Raw genomic sequence first — 15,393 nt, 5'->3', positions numbered from 1 at the left:
GTGTTACGTATAACTCCTGCCGCCATACGTACCATGTCGCCAGTTCAGCAGTCCAGACGAAAGCGCAGGCGAACGGTGGCACGAGGCAGCACCCGTCCCACGAGCCGGGACGTCGCCCAGGCCGCCGGCGTCTCCCAGGCAGCCGTCTCCCTGGTCCTCGGCGACAAATGGCGCGGCCGCGTCTCCGAACCGACCGCCCAGCGCGTCCGCGACGCCGCCCTGGAACTCGGCTACCGCCCCAACCTGGCCGCACGCAACCTGCGCCTCGGCCGCACCCGCACCGTACTGCTGGTCGTCCCCGCCCTCACCACCGAATTCTTCGCCGAGGTCTACACCGGCGCCGCCCGAGTCGCCGCCGAGCACGGCTTCGGCGTGGTCCTCTACCCCTCACCCGAAGGCGTCGGACCCGCCCGGGACCCCTTCGCCTCCGCCCAGGCCGCCCTCGACGGCGTCATCGCCTCCTCCATGGCCGCCGACGCCCTCTCCGCCATCCGCGGCGACCAGCTCCCCCTCGTCATGCTCGACAGCGACCCCGAGGGCAGCCTGGGCGCCGCCACGGTCAACCTCGACATCGCCGACGGCATCCGCCAGGTCACCGAGCACCTGCTGTCCCTGGGCCACCACCGCTTCCTCCACCTCGCGGCCGACATCCCGTCCTGGACCTTCGAGGTACGCGCCCGCGAACTGGCCGCACGGCTCGCCGACACCCCCGGCACCGAACTGCGCACCATCCGGGCCCCCATCTCGATCGAGGGCGCCCAACGGGCCACGGAAGCCGCCCTCACCGCGCCCGGACCCCGGCCCACGGCACTGGTCTGCGACGACGACAAACTCGCGGCCGGCGCCTACAAGGCCATCCGGCGCGCCGGACTCCGCGTCCCCGACGACCTCTCCGTCACCGGCCTGGACGACCTCGGCCTCGCCACCGCCATCGACCCCGAACTCACCACCGTCCGCCTCGACGCGGAGGCCTTCGGCGAACGGGGCATGCGCGCACTGCTGGCGGTACTGGAAGGCAGGCCCCCCGAGAAGGGGGACCTGCCGGTCAGCCTGGTGGTACGGGGCTCCACGGCCCCGCCGCGACAAGGGGAGGTGAGGTGAGCGCCTACTCCTCGTCCGACCCGGAGTCGGCCTCGTCCGCCTCGGGCGTCGTGCTCACGCCGTCACCCGCACCGGACTCCAGCAGCCGCGACAGCTGACCGCCCACGATGCGCTTGAACTTGCGCTGCTGCGGACGCGTCCGGTCCAGCACCGCGACCTCCAGCCGCTCCGCCGGAATCTCCCGCTCGGTCCCATTGGTGTCACGGGACAACGCCTGCACCGCCAGCCTCAGCGCCTCGGCCAGCGTCATACCGTCCCGGTGCCGCTGGTCCAGATACCCGCTGATCTGCTCCGCGTTGCCCCCGACCGCCACCGAACCGTGCTCGTCCACGATCGAACCGTCGTGCGGCAGCCGGTAGATCTGGTCGTTCTCCGGACTGTCACCGACCTCCGCGACGACCAGCTCCACCTCATACGGCTTCTCGGCCTGACTGGAGAAGATCGTGCCCAGCGTCTGGGCGTACACGTTCGCCAGACCGCGCGCCGTCACATCGTCCCGGTCATAGGTGTAACCCCGCAGATCGGCGTAGCGCACCCCGCCGATCCGCAGGTTCTCGTACTCGTTGTACTTGCCGGCGGCCGCGAAGCCGATCCGGTCGTAGATCTCGCTGAACTTGTGCAGCGCACGGGACGGATTCTCACCGACGAACACGATGCCGTCGGCATACTGCAGCACGACCAGGCTGCGGCCACGGGCGATGCCCTTGCGGGCGTACTCCGCCCGGTCGGCCATCGCCTGCTGAGGAGATACATAGAACGGCGTCGACACCGGTTATCCGTCCCTTCCTGTCGAAATCACTGGACCACCTGACAACGAAGACCCGCGCCCGCTACAGCAGCGCGGCCCGCGGACCGTCGGGCTGCTCCAGCCGCGCCCGCAGCACCGAGCCGGCCAGCTCCGCGGCCTCGTCCTCACCGAGCCGGCGGAAACCGTCCTCGGTGATCACAGTGATGATCGGATAGATCCGGCGGGCGACATCGGGACCACCGGTCGCCGAGTCGTCGTCAGCCGCGTCGTACAGCGCCTGCACCACGAGCATCGTGGCCTGCTCCTCGGTCAGGTCGTCACGGAACAGCTTCTTCATCGCCCCGCGCGCGAAGACCGAGCCCGAACCCGTGGTCGCGTAGTTCCGCTCCTCGGACCGGCCACCGGTCACGTCGTACGAGAAGATGCGGCCCCTGCCCCGGTCCACGTCGTACCCGGCGAACAGCGGCACCACGGCCAGCCCCTGCATCGCCATGCCCAGGTTGGACCGGATCATCGTCGACAGACGGTTCGCCTTGCCCTCCAGGGACAGCTGCGCGCCCTCGACCTTCTCGAAGTGCTCCAGCTCCAGCTGGAACAGCTTCACCATCTCCACGGCCAGACCGGCCGTACCGGCGATGCCCACCGCCGAGTACTCGTCGGCCGGGAAGACCTTCTCGATGTCCCGCTGGGCGATCATGTTGCCCATGGTGGCCCGCCGGTCACCGGCGAGGACGACACCCCCGGGGAACGTGACCGCCACGATCGTGGTGCCGTGCGGTGCCTCGATGACGCCCTGCACCGGCGGCAGCTGCCGGTTGCCCGGGAGCATCTCCGGCTGGTGCTCACCGAGGAAGTCCATGAAGGAAGACGATCCAGGCGTCAGGAAGGCAGCTGGTAGACGCCCGGTGCTACGAGTGTTGGCTTCCACGAAGTTCCCTCCAAGTAGGCGGCAGCCCGACGAACAGCGTCGGGATCGTCTCCCAACTTGCCGATGGCCGAATTGCAGTTGAAGCACAGTACGCCACGGACCTTACCCGTCTTGTGACAGTGATCCACATGAACGGCCGGAGCCTTCAAACAAATCACGCAGAGCCCCATCTGAGAGGCCACCATCTCGTCCCGTTCGGCTTCGGTAAGGCCGTAGTGACGCTTTAGGTGACGGGCCCGCCCTTCGATTGCCCGACATGCCTTGCAGGCTGTCGACAGGCCGTCGGAAGCCGCCCTGTTCCTGTCCCACTCGGAGTGCGGCTTGATCTCCTCGCAGCGCTGGCAGTACTTGTGCCCGTCAGGTGCTGTCACCCTCGGGCGAGGCTTCCTGCCACAGGCATCCTGACGCTGCCGGTAGTACGCCGCAGAGCACTCCCGACAGTACGCCTGCAGGCGATCTTTCATCGCCTTGTTACTCGCGAAGGCCGCCCGCGGTTTCGACTGCTTACACCGCGAGCAGCGCTTCACGCCTTCGTCAGACAACTCCAACCCCCCACCCCAGCCTTCGAATCAAAGGCAGATCTACTCTCCACCCTTCTGAACGAAGGATCGCACGAAGTCCTCGGCATTCTCTTCCAGGACATCGTCAATTTCGTCCAGGACGGAGTCCACGTCGTCGCTCAGCTTTTCCTGGCGTTCCTTGAGGTCCTCCGATGCCTGCGCGTCCTGCGCCTGCTCCTCGACCTCCTCGGTGGACCGTGTGGCCTTCTGCTGTCCGCCGCCGGTGTCCTTGGTCGCCATAACCCTCACCCCGCTCGGTTCGCCCGACACAGTTGCTCGGTCAAGATCAGACCCTACAAGCCCGGTCTGACATCGGCCCCGCGTTTCTCCAACGAACGGGGGCCATCTCGATGGTTCCCGGACCGGGTGGGTTTCCACCCTGTCCGGCGGTCTCCTCCGTGTACCCGCTCGGTCCGCTCACCCGCCGGACAGGACCCTGACCAGGTCGTCCGCGGTGCGGCAGCGGTCCAGTAGCTCCTTGACGTGATTACGCGTTCCGCGAAGCGGTTCCAGGGTTGGGACCCGCTGGAGCGAGTCCCGGCCCGGCAGATCGAAGATCACCGAGTCCCAGGAGGCCGCCGCGACGTCGTCCGCGTACTGCTCCAGGCAGCGTCCGCGGAAGTAGGCCCTGGTGTCCTCCGGCGGCTTCGTACGGGCCCGCTCGACCTCGTCCTCGTCCAGCAGGCGCTTGATGCGGCCGCGGTCCACCAGGCGGTTGTAGAGGCCCTTGTCGGGCCGTACGTCGGCGTACTGGAGGTCGACGAGGTGCAGCCGGGCGGCGTCCCAGTCGACGTTGTCGCGGCGGCGGTAGCCCTCCATGAGTTCCCGCTTGGCGACCCAGTCCAGCTCGCCGGCCAGGCTCATCGGGTCGTTCTCGAGCCGGTTGAGGGTGTCCTCCCAGCGGCCGAGGACGTCCTTGGTCTGGTCGTCGGCGTCGGCGCCGTACCGCTCCTCGACGTATTTGCGGGCCAGCTCGTAGTACTCCATCTGGAGTTGCACGGCGGTCAGTGTGCGGCCGCTGCGCAGGGTGACGAGGCGCTTGAGCGTGGGGTCGTGCGAGACCTGGTGGAGGGTGCGTACGGGCTGGTCCACGGCGAGGTCGACGGCGATGAAGCCGTCCTCGATCATGGACAGGACCAGGGCCGTCGTGCCGAGTTTCAGGTACGTCGAGATCTCGGACAGGTTGGCGTCGCCGATGATGACGTGCAGTCGGCGCCACTTCTCGGCGTCGGCGTGCGGTTCGTCGCGGGTGTTGATGATGGGGCGCTTCAGCGTGGTCTCCAGGCCGACCTCGACCTCGAAGTAGTCGGCGCGCTGGCTGAGCTGGAAGCCGTGTTCGTGGCCGTCCTGGCCGATGCCGACGCGGCCTGCGCCGGTGAAGACCTGGCGGGAGACGAAGAAGGGCGTCAGGTGGCGCACGATGTCCGAGAAAGCGGTTTCCCGCTTCATCAGGTAGTTCTCGTGCGTGCCGTAGGAGGCGCCCTTGTTGTCGGTGTTGTTCTTGTAGAGGTGGATGGGCTGGGCGCCGGGCAGCTGGGCGGCGCGTTCGGCGGCCTCGGCCATGATGCGTTCGCCGGCTTTGTCCCACAGGACGGCGTCGCGCGGGTTGGTGACTTCCGGAGCGCTGTATTCGGGGTGGGCGTGGTCGACGTAGAGCCGTGCTCCGTTGGTGAGGATGACGTTGGCGAGGCCGATGTCCTCGTCGGTGAGCTGGCTGGAGTCGGCGGCCTCGCGGGCGAGGTCGAAGCCTCGCGCGTCCCGGAGCGGGTTCTCCTCCTCGAAGTCCCAGCGGGCCCGGCGGGCCCGGTGCATCGCCGCCGCGTAGGCGTTGACGATCTGGGACGAGGTGAGCATGGCATTGGCGTTGGGGTGGCCGGGGACGGAGATCCCGTACTCCGTCTCGATGCCCATTACTCGCCGTACGGTCATGCGGCCCTCCTTGCCCGGCGGCGCCCGTAGTGGGCGCCGCTCAAGTACCGCTGGCGCTCCGATGCGTGTGCGGTGCCCGTCCCCGCAGTGCGCGACCCGGCGGTATGGAAGAGCCTAGAACGCCTTTGCGCTGGCGGGGAGATCATTTGCGTCATTGCCTTGCTCCAGCCGGGCTCCGGAAAACAGTCGGCTGCGGGTACCCGGTGTGGGCACCCGCAGCCGCCCCGCCTTTTACAGGTACTGACCGGTGTTTGCCACCGTGTCGATGGAGCGTCCGGTGTCCGCGCCCTGCTTTCCGGTGACGAGCGTACGGATGTACACGATCCGTTCGCCCTTCTTTCCGGAGATGCGGGCCCAGTCGTCGGGGTTGGTGGTGTTGGGCAGGTCTTCGTTCTCCTTGAACTCGTCCACGCAGGCCTGGAGGAGGTGGGAGACGCGGAGGCCCTTCTGGTTCTTGTCGAGGAAGTCCTTGATCGCCATCTTCTTGGCGCGGCCCACGATGTTCTCGATCATGGCGCCGGAATTGAAGTCCTTGAAATAGAGGACTTCCTTGTCGCCGTTGGCGTAGGTGACTTCCAGGAAGCGGTTCTCCTCGGATTCGGCGTACATGTGTTCCACCGCCGTCTGGATCATGCTCTGGACGGTGGCCGCCTTGTCCTTCTCGTGCTCCGCGAGGTCGTCGGAGTGGAGGGGGAGACGTTCGGTGAGGTACTTGCCGAAGATGTCCTTGGCCGCTTCGGCGTCCGGACGTTCGATCTTGATCTTCACGTCGAGCCGGCCGGGCCGCAGGATGGCGGGGTCGATCATGTCCTCGCGGTTGGAGGCGCCGATGACGACCACGTTCTGGAGGCCTTCCACGCCGTCGATCTCGGCGAGCAGCTGCGGGACGATGGTGTTCTCCACGTCCGAGCTGACGCCGGAGCCGCGGGTGCGGAAGAGGGATTCCATCTCGTCGAAGAAGACGATGACGGGGGTGCCCTCGCTGGCCTTCTCCCGGGCTCGCTGGAAGACCAGGCGGATCTGCCGCTCGGTCTCGCCGACGTATTTGTTGAGGAGCTCGGGGCCCTTGATGTTGAGGAAGAAGCTCTTGCCGGCGGCCTGTCCGGTGACTTCGGCGACCTTCTTGGCCAGCGAGTTGGCGACGGCCTTGGCGATGAGCGTCTTGCCGCATCCGGGGGGCCCGTAGAGCAGGACGCCCTTGGGCGGGCGCAGCTCGTGCTCCCGGAACAGGTCGGGGTAGAGATAGGGGAGCTCGACCGCGTCGCGGATGGCTTCGATCTGTCCGCCGAGGCCACCGATCTGCTCGTAGCCGATGTCGGGGACTTCTTCGAGGACGAGTTCTTCGACCTCGCTCTTGGGGACGACCTCGTAGACATAGCCGGAGCGGGGTTCGAGCAGGAGGGCGTCGCCGGGGCGGATGGTGAGGCCGCGCAGGGGCTCGGCGAGCCGTACCACCCTTTCCTCGTCGGTGTGGCCGAGTACCAGGGCGCGCTCGCCGTCCTCGAGGATCTCCTTGAGGGTGACGATGTCGCCGACGCTCTCGTACTCCATGGCCTCGACCACGTTGAGTGCTTCGTTGAGCATCACTTCCTGGCCGCGCCTGAGCTCGTCGAGCTCGACGCTCGGGCTGACGTTCACCCGGAGTTTGCGGCCGCCGGTGAAGATGTCGGCGGTGCCGTCCTCGTTGGCCTGTAGGAAGACGCCGAAGCCGGCGGGTGGCTGGGCCAGCCGGTCGACTTCTTCCTTGAGGGCCACGATCTGGTCGCGGGCCTCGCGGAGTGTGCCGGCGAGTCGCTCGTTCTGGGCGGACACGCCGGCCAGGTTGGTCTGCAGTTCGACGATCCGCTCTTCGAGAATTCTCGTGTGTCGCGGAGATTCGGCGAGCTTGCGTCGCAGGACGGCGATCTCCTGCTCAAGGTAGGCCACCTGCCCGGCCGGGTCCTCGGACCCGCGTCCCGGGCGGATGCCGCGGTTCATGTCGTCGTCGTGGGCTGCCACGGTCCTCACCTCCTCCAAGGGGAGCTGGACGCTTCCAGACCCTACCTGGGTGGGTGTCGATTGAAACCCCTAGATCACAAAGACTGTCGGGGTGTGTCCGATCTTCACCCTTGCGCTCTCCCTCACGCCAGGGGAATACCCACGGAACGTGGAGGGAACCCCGGCGGGGGTAGGGTCGAAGTGTTCAACACCCGTCAGAGCTGGCCGGATTCCCGAGCGGTTCGGCGCAGGAAACGGCAGGAGAGATGAGCGTGCAGCAGGAGGCCGGAGTCGACGGCGAGGCTCTGGAGGTCTGGATCGATCAGGACCTGTGTACCGGTGACGGCATATGCGCCCAGTACGCGCCGGAGGTGTTCGAGCTGGACATCGATGGTCTGGCCTATGTGAAGGGCGCGGACGACGAGCTGCTGCAGGCGCCGGGGGCGACAACGCCCGTGCCGTTGACGCTTCTCACGGATGTGGTGGACTCCGCGAAGGAGTGTCCGGGTGAGTGCATCCATGTGCGTCGGGTTTCGGACAGGGCTGAGGTGTACGGTCCGGACGCAGAGTGACCAAAATGTGACTTAGTGCGCACTCTCCGTGACGACTGTTTGGTGTGTCACGTTCCCTGTGCTCTCTGTCCCCGGGTTGCGGGTCACACGGTGCGGGCCTGTGAGGGCGTGTCGCTGACGAACGCGCCGTTCTTCCACCGCCACTTCACGTCGTCCGTGACGTCGGGGCAGCAACTGGGCACGTCGGCCGACGAGTAGCCGAGCAGGGTGGCGCGGACGACGCCGTCGCGCACCGTGAGTGCGGTGGCCGTACGGCGCTCCTTGGGGTCCACGAGGGTGGCGACGACGCGGGGCTTGCCGCCGTCGGCGCCCCGGGTGAGGACGTACACGCCGTCGGGCGGTGTCCCCATGGGCGCGTCGCAGTGCACGGAGGCCACCGTTTCGGGCCGGCCGTCGCCGTCGAGGTCGCCGGAGGCCTTCTTCTGTACGACGGCCTTGACGGGGCCGCATTCCAGGGGGAAGGCCACGGTGGCCGGATCGGGCGGCGTGACGGGGGCCGGTGCGCTCTTGGGAGCGGGGGCCGCGGGCTTGTCGGCGCTCTGGGCCGCCGTCGCGGCGTCGGGCTGGAGGACCGAGGAGAGGGCGACCACCGCGGCGACGGCCGTGGCGGTGGCGACCCAGTGGATCGGCCGGGTGTGCGTGTGCGAGAGGTCCGGAACGGCGGGGTGCTGCACGAGGAGTGTCTCCTGTGAGGGCTGTGCCGGTGGGGGTGGCCAGCATCGTGCCACACGTCACAGTGCGGGGGAACGGCGGGGTGGGTACTCGTTCCGATTCCCGTGCGGGCGCGTGTCCCGTCGGGTGGTCGCCGTCAACGCGTCGACGCCGTGGTGGAGTTCCGGCGGTGTTCCGGAACTCCACCACGGCGTCCGTACGTTGTACGCGGCACGGGCCGTCTCAGCGGCCGGAGCCTCCGCCGGCGTTGGGGCCCTCGTAGTCCTCGCCGTAGGCGCCCTTGGCGGGGCGGCGGCGGCGCATGGGCGGCTCGACGCCGTCGGCGAGGCGGCGGGCGGTGAGCAGGAAGCCGGTGTGGCCGATCATCCGGTGGTCGGGGCGGACGGCGAGGCCCTCCACGTGCCAGTTGCGGATCATCGTCTCCCAGGAGGTCGGCTCGTTGAAGCAGCCGATCTCGCGGATGGACTCGACGGTCCGGGCGAGCTGGGTGGTGGTCGCGACGTAGCAGCACAGGATGCCGCCGGGCACGAGTGCCTTGGAGACGGCCTCCAGGCACTCCCACGGGGCGAGCATGTCGAGGATGACGCGGTCGACGTCGGCGTCGGAGAGGTTGTCCTGGAGGTCGCCGACGGTGAGCTGCCAGGCGGGGTGCGGGCCGCCGAAGTAGCGCTGCACGTTCTGCTGGGCGATCTCGGCGAAGTCCTCGCGGCGCTCGTAGGAGTGCAGCATGCCCTGGTCGCCGATGGCGCGCAGCAGGAAGCTGCTGAGCGAGCCGGAGCCCACCCCCGCCTCCACGACGCGGGCGCCGGGGAAGATGTCGGCGAAGGCGAGGATCTGCCCCGCGTCCTTGGGGTAGACCACGGCGGCGCCGCGGGGCATGGACAGGACGTAGTCGGGGAGCAGGGGGCGCAGCGCGAGGTAGGCGACGTTCCCGGTGGTGCGGACGACGCTGCCCTCGGGAGCACCGATCAGTTCGTCGTGGGGGAAGGAACCCTTGTGGGTGTGGAAGTTCTTCCCGGCCTCGAGCGTGAACGTGTAGTGGCGGCCCTTGGGGTCGGTCAGCTGAACCTGGTCCCCGACCTTGAAGGGCCCGCGCCTGCGGGCGGCACCGGTCGGTTCGGACATGTGACCAGCCTACCGGTCCCCGGGCGGGGCCGCCGACCACCGCTTTGGGAGAGCGGTACTCAGGAGGGCCGTGCCATCGCCTTGACGAAGGCGCGTTCCACGTCGGCCGCGGACAGGACGCCGTAGATCTCGCCGGTCTCCTCGACGACGAGGTACTCGGTGGCCGGGTTGGCGCGCAGGGCGTCCAGGAGTTCCTCGCCGGACAGCTCGGCGGAGACGCGCATGCCGTCGGTGAGATCCTGGGCGAGGGTGCTGACGGCCACCCAGGGGCGGCGGTGCTCGGGTACGCCGACGATGGCGGCCTCGCGGACCAGGGAGGCGGGGGTGCCGTCGGCGTCGACGACGACCAGGGCGCGGGCTCCGGAGGCGTTGGCGCGGCGCAGGGCCTCGGAGAGGGGGGTGTCGGCCTGGACGGGGACGGCGCGCCGGGTGAGGGCGCGGGCGCGCAGCTCGGGGAGGTGTTCGCGCAGGCGGGCCATGCGGAGGCTGTTTCCGGCGCCGGTCCAGATGATCGCGGCGAGGATGGCGGCGAGCAGGGCGTCCATGACGGTGTCCATGCCGACGTCGCTCGTGGCGTCGCTGCCGAGTGACTGGGTGAGCAGCGGCAGGCCGATCAGTACGGCGATGGCGAGGGCGCGGCCGACCCAGGCGGCGGCGATCGTTCCGCTCATCGGTTTGCCGGTGAGCTTCCAGACGACGGCGCGAAGCATGCGGCCGCCGTCGAGGGGGAGGCCGGGCAGCAGGTTGAAGACGGCGACGATGAGGTTGGAGGCCATCAGGCCGGCCAGCAGCACGCCGGCGACGCTGTCGGGCTCCACGGGCAGCAGGGCGGCGTAGAAGACGCCGGAGAGGACGAGGGAGAGCAGCGGGCCAACGAAGGCCAGCACGAATTCGCGGCCGGGGGTCTCGGCTTCCTTCTCGATCTCGGAGACGCCGCCGAAGAACTGGAGCTGGATGCGGCGGACGGGGAGCTTGAAGCGGAGGGCGGCGACGGTGTGGGCGAGCTCGTGGACGAGGACGGAGGCGTAGAAGGCGACGGCGAAGAAGAGGGAGACGAGGTAGCGGGCGGCGCCCAGCTCGGGCAGGACGCGGTCGAGCTGGCCGCCGAACACCCAGGTGATCAGGACGGCGACGAGGAACCAGCTGGGGGCGACGTACACGGGCACGCCGAAGGGCCGGCCCATGAGCAGACCGCCGCCGGGTTCCGGCCGGCGCTGCGGGGGCCGCCCCGGCCCGCCCGGGGGGTCGGTGTGGGCCTCGGTGCGGTGGCGTGGGGCGGCGCCGGGGTGGTGAGCGGCGTGCCGGGGGGCCGCGGCCGGCTCGGGAGGCGCGGGGGGTGCGGAGGGTTCCGGCTCACGCTCGCTGTCCGACGGCGGCTTCGGCCGGGCGCTGGTGTCGTCCTCGTCGCGCGCGGCGGGGGACTCCCCCGGCGTGGAGGCCATCGGCGTCTCGGGTCCCGGGGTCTGGGGTCCCGGGGTCTGGGGTCCCGGGGTCTGGGGTCCCGGCGTGGAGGGCGTCGGCGTCTGCGATCCCGGCGTCTCGGGTCCCGGCGTGGAGGCCATCGGCGTCTGCTGTCCCGGCGTCTCGGGTCCCGGCGTGGGGGGCGTCGGCGTCTGAGGTCCCGGGCTCTCGGGTCCCGGGGTCTCGGCGTCTCGTGTCCCGGGTCCCGTGGGCGTCGGGCCGGTGGGTTGGCGTGGTGCGGGGTCGGTGGGGTCGGCGGCCGGGCCCGTGGGATGTGCCTGGGGCTCGGCCGACTCGTCGTTGCCGGACCGCGGCTGCCCGCTCCCGCCGCTCACGTCCACGGTGTCCCCTCGTTCGAAGCGTCTCCCGCCTGCCGGTCGGGAGGGTCTCGTGTCGATGGTATGCGTCCCTTGCCGCCCGTTCCGCTCCGGCACCCCTCTGCTTCCCCTCCGTCACACGGGTCACGCCTGCGGGCTGGGTCGCTGTCGGTGGCCGGCCGTAAGGTCGGTGGCTATGGAGACGAGTACCGAGGATGTCGCGGAGGACACCGGCGGCCGAGACCGGCCGGCGGCGACGGTGGTGGAGCAGGCGGACCCGGCGGTGGAGTCCGCCGTCCCGGCGGCGGGCCCGGCCGCCGCGGTCCCCTCGCCCGCGCCCGTGTCGATACCGCCCACCTCGCTCTCGCCCTCCCGGGCCGGCGACTTCATGCAGTGCCCGCTGCTGTACCGGTTCCGGGTCATCGACCGGCTGCCGGAGAAGCCCAGCGAGGCGGCGACCAGGGGCACCCTGGTGCACGCGGTGCTGGAGCGGCTCTTCGACGCCCCGGCGGCCGAGCGCACGGCGCCGAGGGCGAAGGCGCTGGTCCCCGGCCAGTGGGACCGGCTGCGGGAGAGCAGGCCGGAGGTCGGTGAGCTGTTCGCGGACGATCCGCGGGGCGAGCGGCTGGCGCAGTGGCTGACGGAGGCGGAGCGGCTGGTCGAGCGCTGGTTCACCCTGGAGGACCCGAGCCGGCTGGAGCCCGCCGAGCGGGAGCTGTTCGTCGAGGCCGAGCTGGACTCGGGGCTGCGGTTGCGCGGCATCATCGACCGGGTGGACGTGGCCCCCACCGGCGAGGTGCGGATCGTCGACTACAAGACGGGCAAGGCGCCCCGGCCGCAGTACGCCGAGGGCGCGTTGTTCCAGATGAAGTTCTACGCGCTGGTGGTGTGGCGGCTGAAGAAGGTGGTCCCGCGGCGGTTGCAGCTGGTCTATCTCGGCAGCGGTGACGTGCTCACGTACGACCCGGTCCCGGCCGATCTGGAGCGGGTCGAGCGCAAGCTGCTGGCGCTGTGGGAGGCGATCCGGCTGGCGACCGAGACGGGTGACTGGCGGCCGCGTCCCACCAAGCTGTGCGGCTGGTGCGACCACCAGGCGCACTGTCCGGAGTTCGGCGGCACTCCCCCGCCCTACCCGCTGCCGGTGAGGGCGGCCGACTCCGGCGTCGTCGAGCAGGGCAGAATGGGGCCGGACTAGCGAGAAGGAGACTTACGTGGCCATCCGCGTCCTACTGGTCGACGACCAGCCGCTGCTGCGCACGGGCTTCCGGATGATTCTGGAGGCGGAGCAGGACCTCGCGGTCGTCGGGGAGGCCGGAGACGGCCTCCAGGCGCTCGACCAGGTGCGGGCGTTGCAGCCCGATGTGGTGCTGATGGACATCCGTATGCCGCGGATGGACGGAGTGGAGGCGACTCGGCAGATCACCGGGCCCGAGCGGGACGGCCCGGCGAAGGTGCTGGTGCTGACCACGTTCGACCTCGACGAGTACGTGGTCGAGGCGCTGAAGGCGGGCGCCAGCGGTTTCCTGCTCAAGGACGCCCCGGCCAACGAGCTGGTGCAGGCGATCCGTGTGGTGGCGAACGGCGAGGCGATGCTCGCGCCCAGCATCACCCGGCGGCTGCTCGACAAGTACGCCACGCACCTGCCCTCCGGGGACGAGCCGGTGCCGGACACCCTGCACACGCTGACGGACCGTGAGGTCGAGGTGCTGAAGCTGGTCGCCCGCGGGCTGTCCAACGCGGAGATCGCCGCGGACCTGTTCGTCAGCGAGACCACCGTCAAGACCCATGTGGGGCACGTGCTGACCAAGCTGGGCCTGCGGGACCGGGTGCAGGCCGCGGTGTACGCGTACGAGAGCGGTCTGGTGCGTCCGGGCGCGCAGTAGCCGCTCCCGGCGGCAGGCGCACGGCCCGGCCTGCGCACCGTCCATGCGCACCATGCGAAGGGCGCCTTCCTCCGACGGGAGGAAGGCGCCCTTCGTACGTGTCCGGTGCCGGCGTCAGCCGCTCACGCCCCGGCCCAGCTCCCACAGCTGGAGCGAGGAGGAGGAGTTGAGGAGGTAGGCCGTGCCGGTGACGTCGTCGCGGGTGGCGACGTACTGCTTGCCCTGCCAGAGCGGGATCAGCGGGACGTCCTTGGCGGTGATGTCCTGGATCTCGGTGAGGCTGTCCACCGCGGAGAGCCGGTCGGCCTCGCCGCGGGAGGCGGGGATCAGGTCGTTGATGATCTCCGGGTTGGCGTACGGGATGTTGAGGGTGTTGCCCTTGTCGAGGAACGGCGCGACGAAGCTGTCGGCGTCCGGGAAGTCGGGGAACCAGCCCATGCCGAAGACGTCGTACTCCCGGTTCCGCTCCGCCTTGTGGAACTTCTCCCAGGGCGTGCCCTTGATGTCGACGTCGAACAGGCCGCTGTCGTTCAGCTGCTTCTGGAGGTGCTCGAACTCCGGCTTGGTGCCGGCGCCGTAGTGGTCCGTCGTGTAGTGCAGCGTCAGCTTGACCGGCGTGGTGATGTTCGCGTCCTCCAGCATCGCCTTCGCCTTGGCGACGCTGGGGTCGCCGTACTTGTTGAAGAACGAGTTGGAGTGGCCGGTGATGCCGGCCGGAACCATCGAGTACAGCGGTTCGGCCTGGGACCCGTAGACCGCGGAGACGAGCTCGCTGCGGTTGATGAGCTGGGCCATCGCCGTGCGGACGGCCTTGTCCTTGACCGTGGCGGCGTCCGTGTTGAAGGCGAGGTAGCGGATCTCGAGGCCGGCCACCTCGACCAGGCCGACGTCGCCGTCCGTGCCCTTGGACAGGTGCTGAACCTGTTCCGGCGTCATCGCGCGGGTCATCACGTCGATGTCGCCCTTGTCGATGGCGTCGCCCATGGCCTCGGCGTCGGCGAAGGAGACGAGTTCGACCTTGTCGTTGTTCACCGTGAGACTCCCCTTGTAACTGGGGTTCTTGGTGAACACGGCCTTGGTCATCTGGTCGCCCTTGACCTCGGCCTTCATCGTGTACGGGCCCGAGCCGGTCAGCTCGAAGCCGTCGCGCAGCTTGTCCTTCTCGTAGTCCTTCGGGTTGACGATGCCGGCGACCGGCGTCGACAGCTTGAACGGGAAGGTGGCGTCGGCGGTGTTGAGGTGGAAGATGACCTCGCGGTCGCCCTTCGTCTCGACGGTGTCGACCGTGGAGAGGATGGAGGCCACCTCGGTGTCGGCGTTGATCTTCCGGACGCGCTCGATGGAGTACTTCACGTCCTCGGCGGTGACGGGGTCTCCGTTGGCGAACTCGAGGCCGTCTCGCAGGGTGCACGCGTAGCGCTCGTTGCCGGTGTCGGTGAATCCGCACTGCTGGGCGGCCTCGGGCACGGGTTCGCCGTCACCGCGGGGCAGCACCATCAGCGTCTGCGAGGTCTGGCGCATGATGTTCCAGGCACCGACGTCGTAGGCGTACGCCGGGTCGAAGGGCGCGGTGATCTCTTTCGAGACGTTGAACCCGTCCGTGGTGCCGACGGCGATCGCGTCCCCGTCGCCGCTGCCGCTGTCCGATCCGCCGCAGGCGGCGAGCACCGGCGCGAGCAGGCCGACGACGGCCGGCAGCACCAAAGTCTTGCGGTTCATGCTCGAGTTTCTCCAGAGCTGTCGGTCCGTGTATCCGGCATGCAGGGGTGTCGCGGCGGATCACGGGGGTAGTGGCCGATGTTCTCGCGACGAGATTAGTCCGCGCCCGCACGGGCGCTCGCAGCCACCGGAGTTGAGGGCTCATCACGGAGCGAAACCGGGTGTGGACACACCGAAAACCCGACAGGGGAAGGATTCGTGCAGGGTTTCACCAATCAGGACACAAGGGCCCCTCGACAACGTTCGCCAGGCCGGGAGCAGCACACCCCGGCACACCTGTCGACCTCTTGTGACGTGGCGAACATCACAGTCTGACTTCGGTCGCTGCTGCCTGAATTCGACCGTCCGGGACGGCGGAAATGCACTGTGAACACCTGTCGTGTCACGCCGGGCGGCCCTTC

The 15,393-nt window shown here is 69.3% G+C and carries 14 protein-coding genes; 4 read left to right on the top strand and 10 right to left on the bottom strand.

The annotated features are described in order from the left end of the window. Window positions 1-75 precede the first annotated feature (75 nt). A complete protein-coding gene (locus tag ACIRGB_RS25200) occupies window positions 76-1,101 on the top strand; it encodes a LacI family DNA-binding transcriptional regulator (RefSeq protein WP_403869258.1) in 1,026 nt (341 codons plus the stop codon). Between the two features lie 4 nt (window positions 1,102-1,105). On the opposite strand, the gene prcA is transcribed toward ACIRGB_RS25200, so the two are convergent. The 6 genes from prcA to arc form a co-directional block, all read right to left on the bottom strand. Beyond that, entirely contained in the window at window positions 1,106-1,870 is a 765-nt protein-coding gene (gene prcA / locus ACIRGB_RS25195) for a proteasome subunit alpha (RefSeq protein WP_403869255.1), read from the bottom strand. Window positions 1,871-1,931: 61 nt separating this feature from the next. After that, entirely contained in the window at window positions 1,932-2,777 is an 846-nt protein-coding gene (prcB, locus tag ACIRGB_RS25190) for a proteasome subunit beta (RefSeq protein WP_403869252.1), read from the bottom strand. Further along, window positions 2,729-3,304 carry an endonuclease VII domain-containing protein gene (locus tag ACIRGB_RS25185; protein ID WP_398917366.1) on the bottom strand — a complete coding sequence of 192 codons (576 nt, stop codon included), beginning with the start codon at window positions 3,302-3,304 and terminating at the stop codon, window positions 2,729-2,731. The genes prcB and ACIRGB_RS25185 overlap by 49 nt, the downstream gene beginning before the upstream one ends. A 54-nt stretch (window positions 3,305-3,358) precedes the next feature. Continuing rightward, on the bottom strand, window positions 3,359-3,577 hold the full coding sequence (locus ACIRGB_RS25180) for a ubiquitin-like protein Pup (protein ID WP_011027899.1): 219 nt from the start codon (window positions 3,575-3,577) through the stop codon (window positions 3,359-3,361). Between the two features lie 177 nt (window positions 3,578-3,754). After that, on the bottom strand, window positions 3,755-5,266 hold the full coding sequence (gene dop, locus ACIRGB_RS25175; RefSeq protein WP_403869248.1) for a depupylase/deamidase Dop: 1,512 nt from the start codon (window positions 5,264-5,266) through the stop codon (window positions 3,755-3,757). Window positions 5,267-5,497: 231 nt separating this feature from the next. Further along, on the bottom strand, window positions 5,498-7,264 hold the full coding sequence (arc, locus tag ACIRGB_RS25170) for a proteasome ATPase (protein WP_059299666.1): 1,767 nt from the start codon (window positions 7,262-7,264) through the stop codon (window positions 5,498-5,500). Between the two features lie 245 nt (window positions 7,265-7,509). Here arc and ACIRGB_RS25165 point away from each other — a divergent pair, with 245 nt between their 5' ends. Beyond that, window positions 7,510-7,815 carry a ferredoxin gene (locus ACIRGB_RS25165; protein ID WP_403869244.1) on the top strand — a complete coding sequence of 102 codons (306 nt, stop codon included), beginning with the start codon at window positions 7,510-7,512 and terminating at the stop codon, window positions 7,813-7,815. A gap of 83 nt (window positions 7,816-7,898) precedes the next feature. Here the strand turns inward: ACIRGB_RS25165 and ACIRGB_RS25160 are convergent, their stop codons facing one another. The 3 genes from ACIRGB_RS25160 to ACIRGB_RS25150 form a co-directional block, all read right to left on the bottom strand. Beyond that, the gene (locus ACIRGB_RS25160) at window positions 7,899-8,489 is read right to left on the bottom strand and encodes a hypothetical protein (RefSeq protein WP_403869242.1); all 591 of its coding nucleotides are present in this window, start codon (window positions 8,487-8,489) and stop codon (window positions 7,899-7,901) included. A gap of 220 nt (window positions 8,490-8,709) precedes the next feature. Beyond that, entirely contained in the window at window positions 8,710-9,612 is a 903-nt protein-coding gene (locus ACIRGB_RS25155) for a tRNA (adenine-N1)-methyltransferase (RefSeq protein WP_104633854.1), read from the bottom strand. Between the two features lie 59 nt (window positions 9,613-9,671). Then, a complete protein-coding gene (locus ACIRGB_RS25150; RefSeq protein WP_403869239.1) occupies window positions 9,672-11,414 on the bottom strand; it encodes a site-2 protease family protein in 1,743 nt (580 codons plus the stop codon). A gap of 172 nt (window positions 11,415-11,586) precedes the next feature. Between ACIRGB_RS25150 and ACIRGB_RS25145 the strand changes: the two genes are divergently transcribed. Further along, a complete protein-coding gene (locus tag ACIRGB_RS25145; protein ID WP_403869236.1) occupies window positions 11,587-12,585 on the top strand; it encodes a RecB family exonuclease in 999 nt (332 codons plus the stop codon). Between the two features lie 16 nt (window positions 12,586-12,601). Next, window positions 12,602-13,273, top strand: coding sequence for a response regulator transcription factor (locus tag ACIRGB_RS25140; RefSeq protein ID WP_003977171.1), 672 nt, complete (start codon window positions 12,602-12,604; stop codon window positions 13,271-13,273). A gap of 114 nt (window positions 13,274-13,387) precedes the next feature. Here ACIRGB_RS25140 and ACIRGB_RS25135 read toward each other — a convergent pair whose 3' ends face one another. Further along, a complete protein-coding gene (locus ACIRGB_RS25135; protein ID WP_403869233.1) occupies window positions 13,388-14,992 on the bottom strand; it encodes an ABC transporter substrate-binding protein in 1,605 nt (534 codons plus the stop codon). Between the last annotated feature and the right edge of the window lie 401 nt (window positions 14,993-15,393).

Origin of the sequence: Streptomyces sp. NPDC102490, assembly GCF_044765285.1 — a bacterium.
GTDB lineage: Bacteria > Actinomycetota > Actinomycetes > Streptomycetales > Streptomycetaceae > Streptomyces.
The sequence above is the reverse complement of the archived record's forward strand: the minus strand, read 5'-3'. Positions and strand labels throughout refer to the sequence as shown.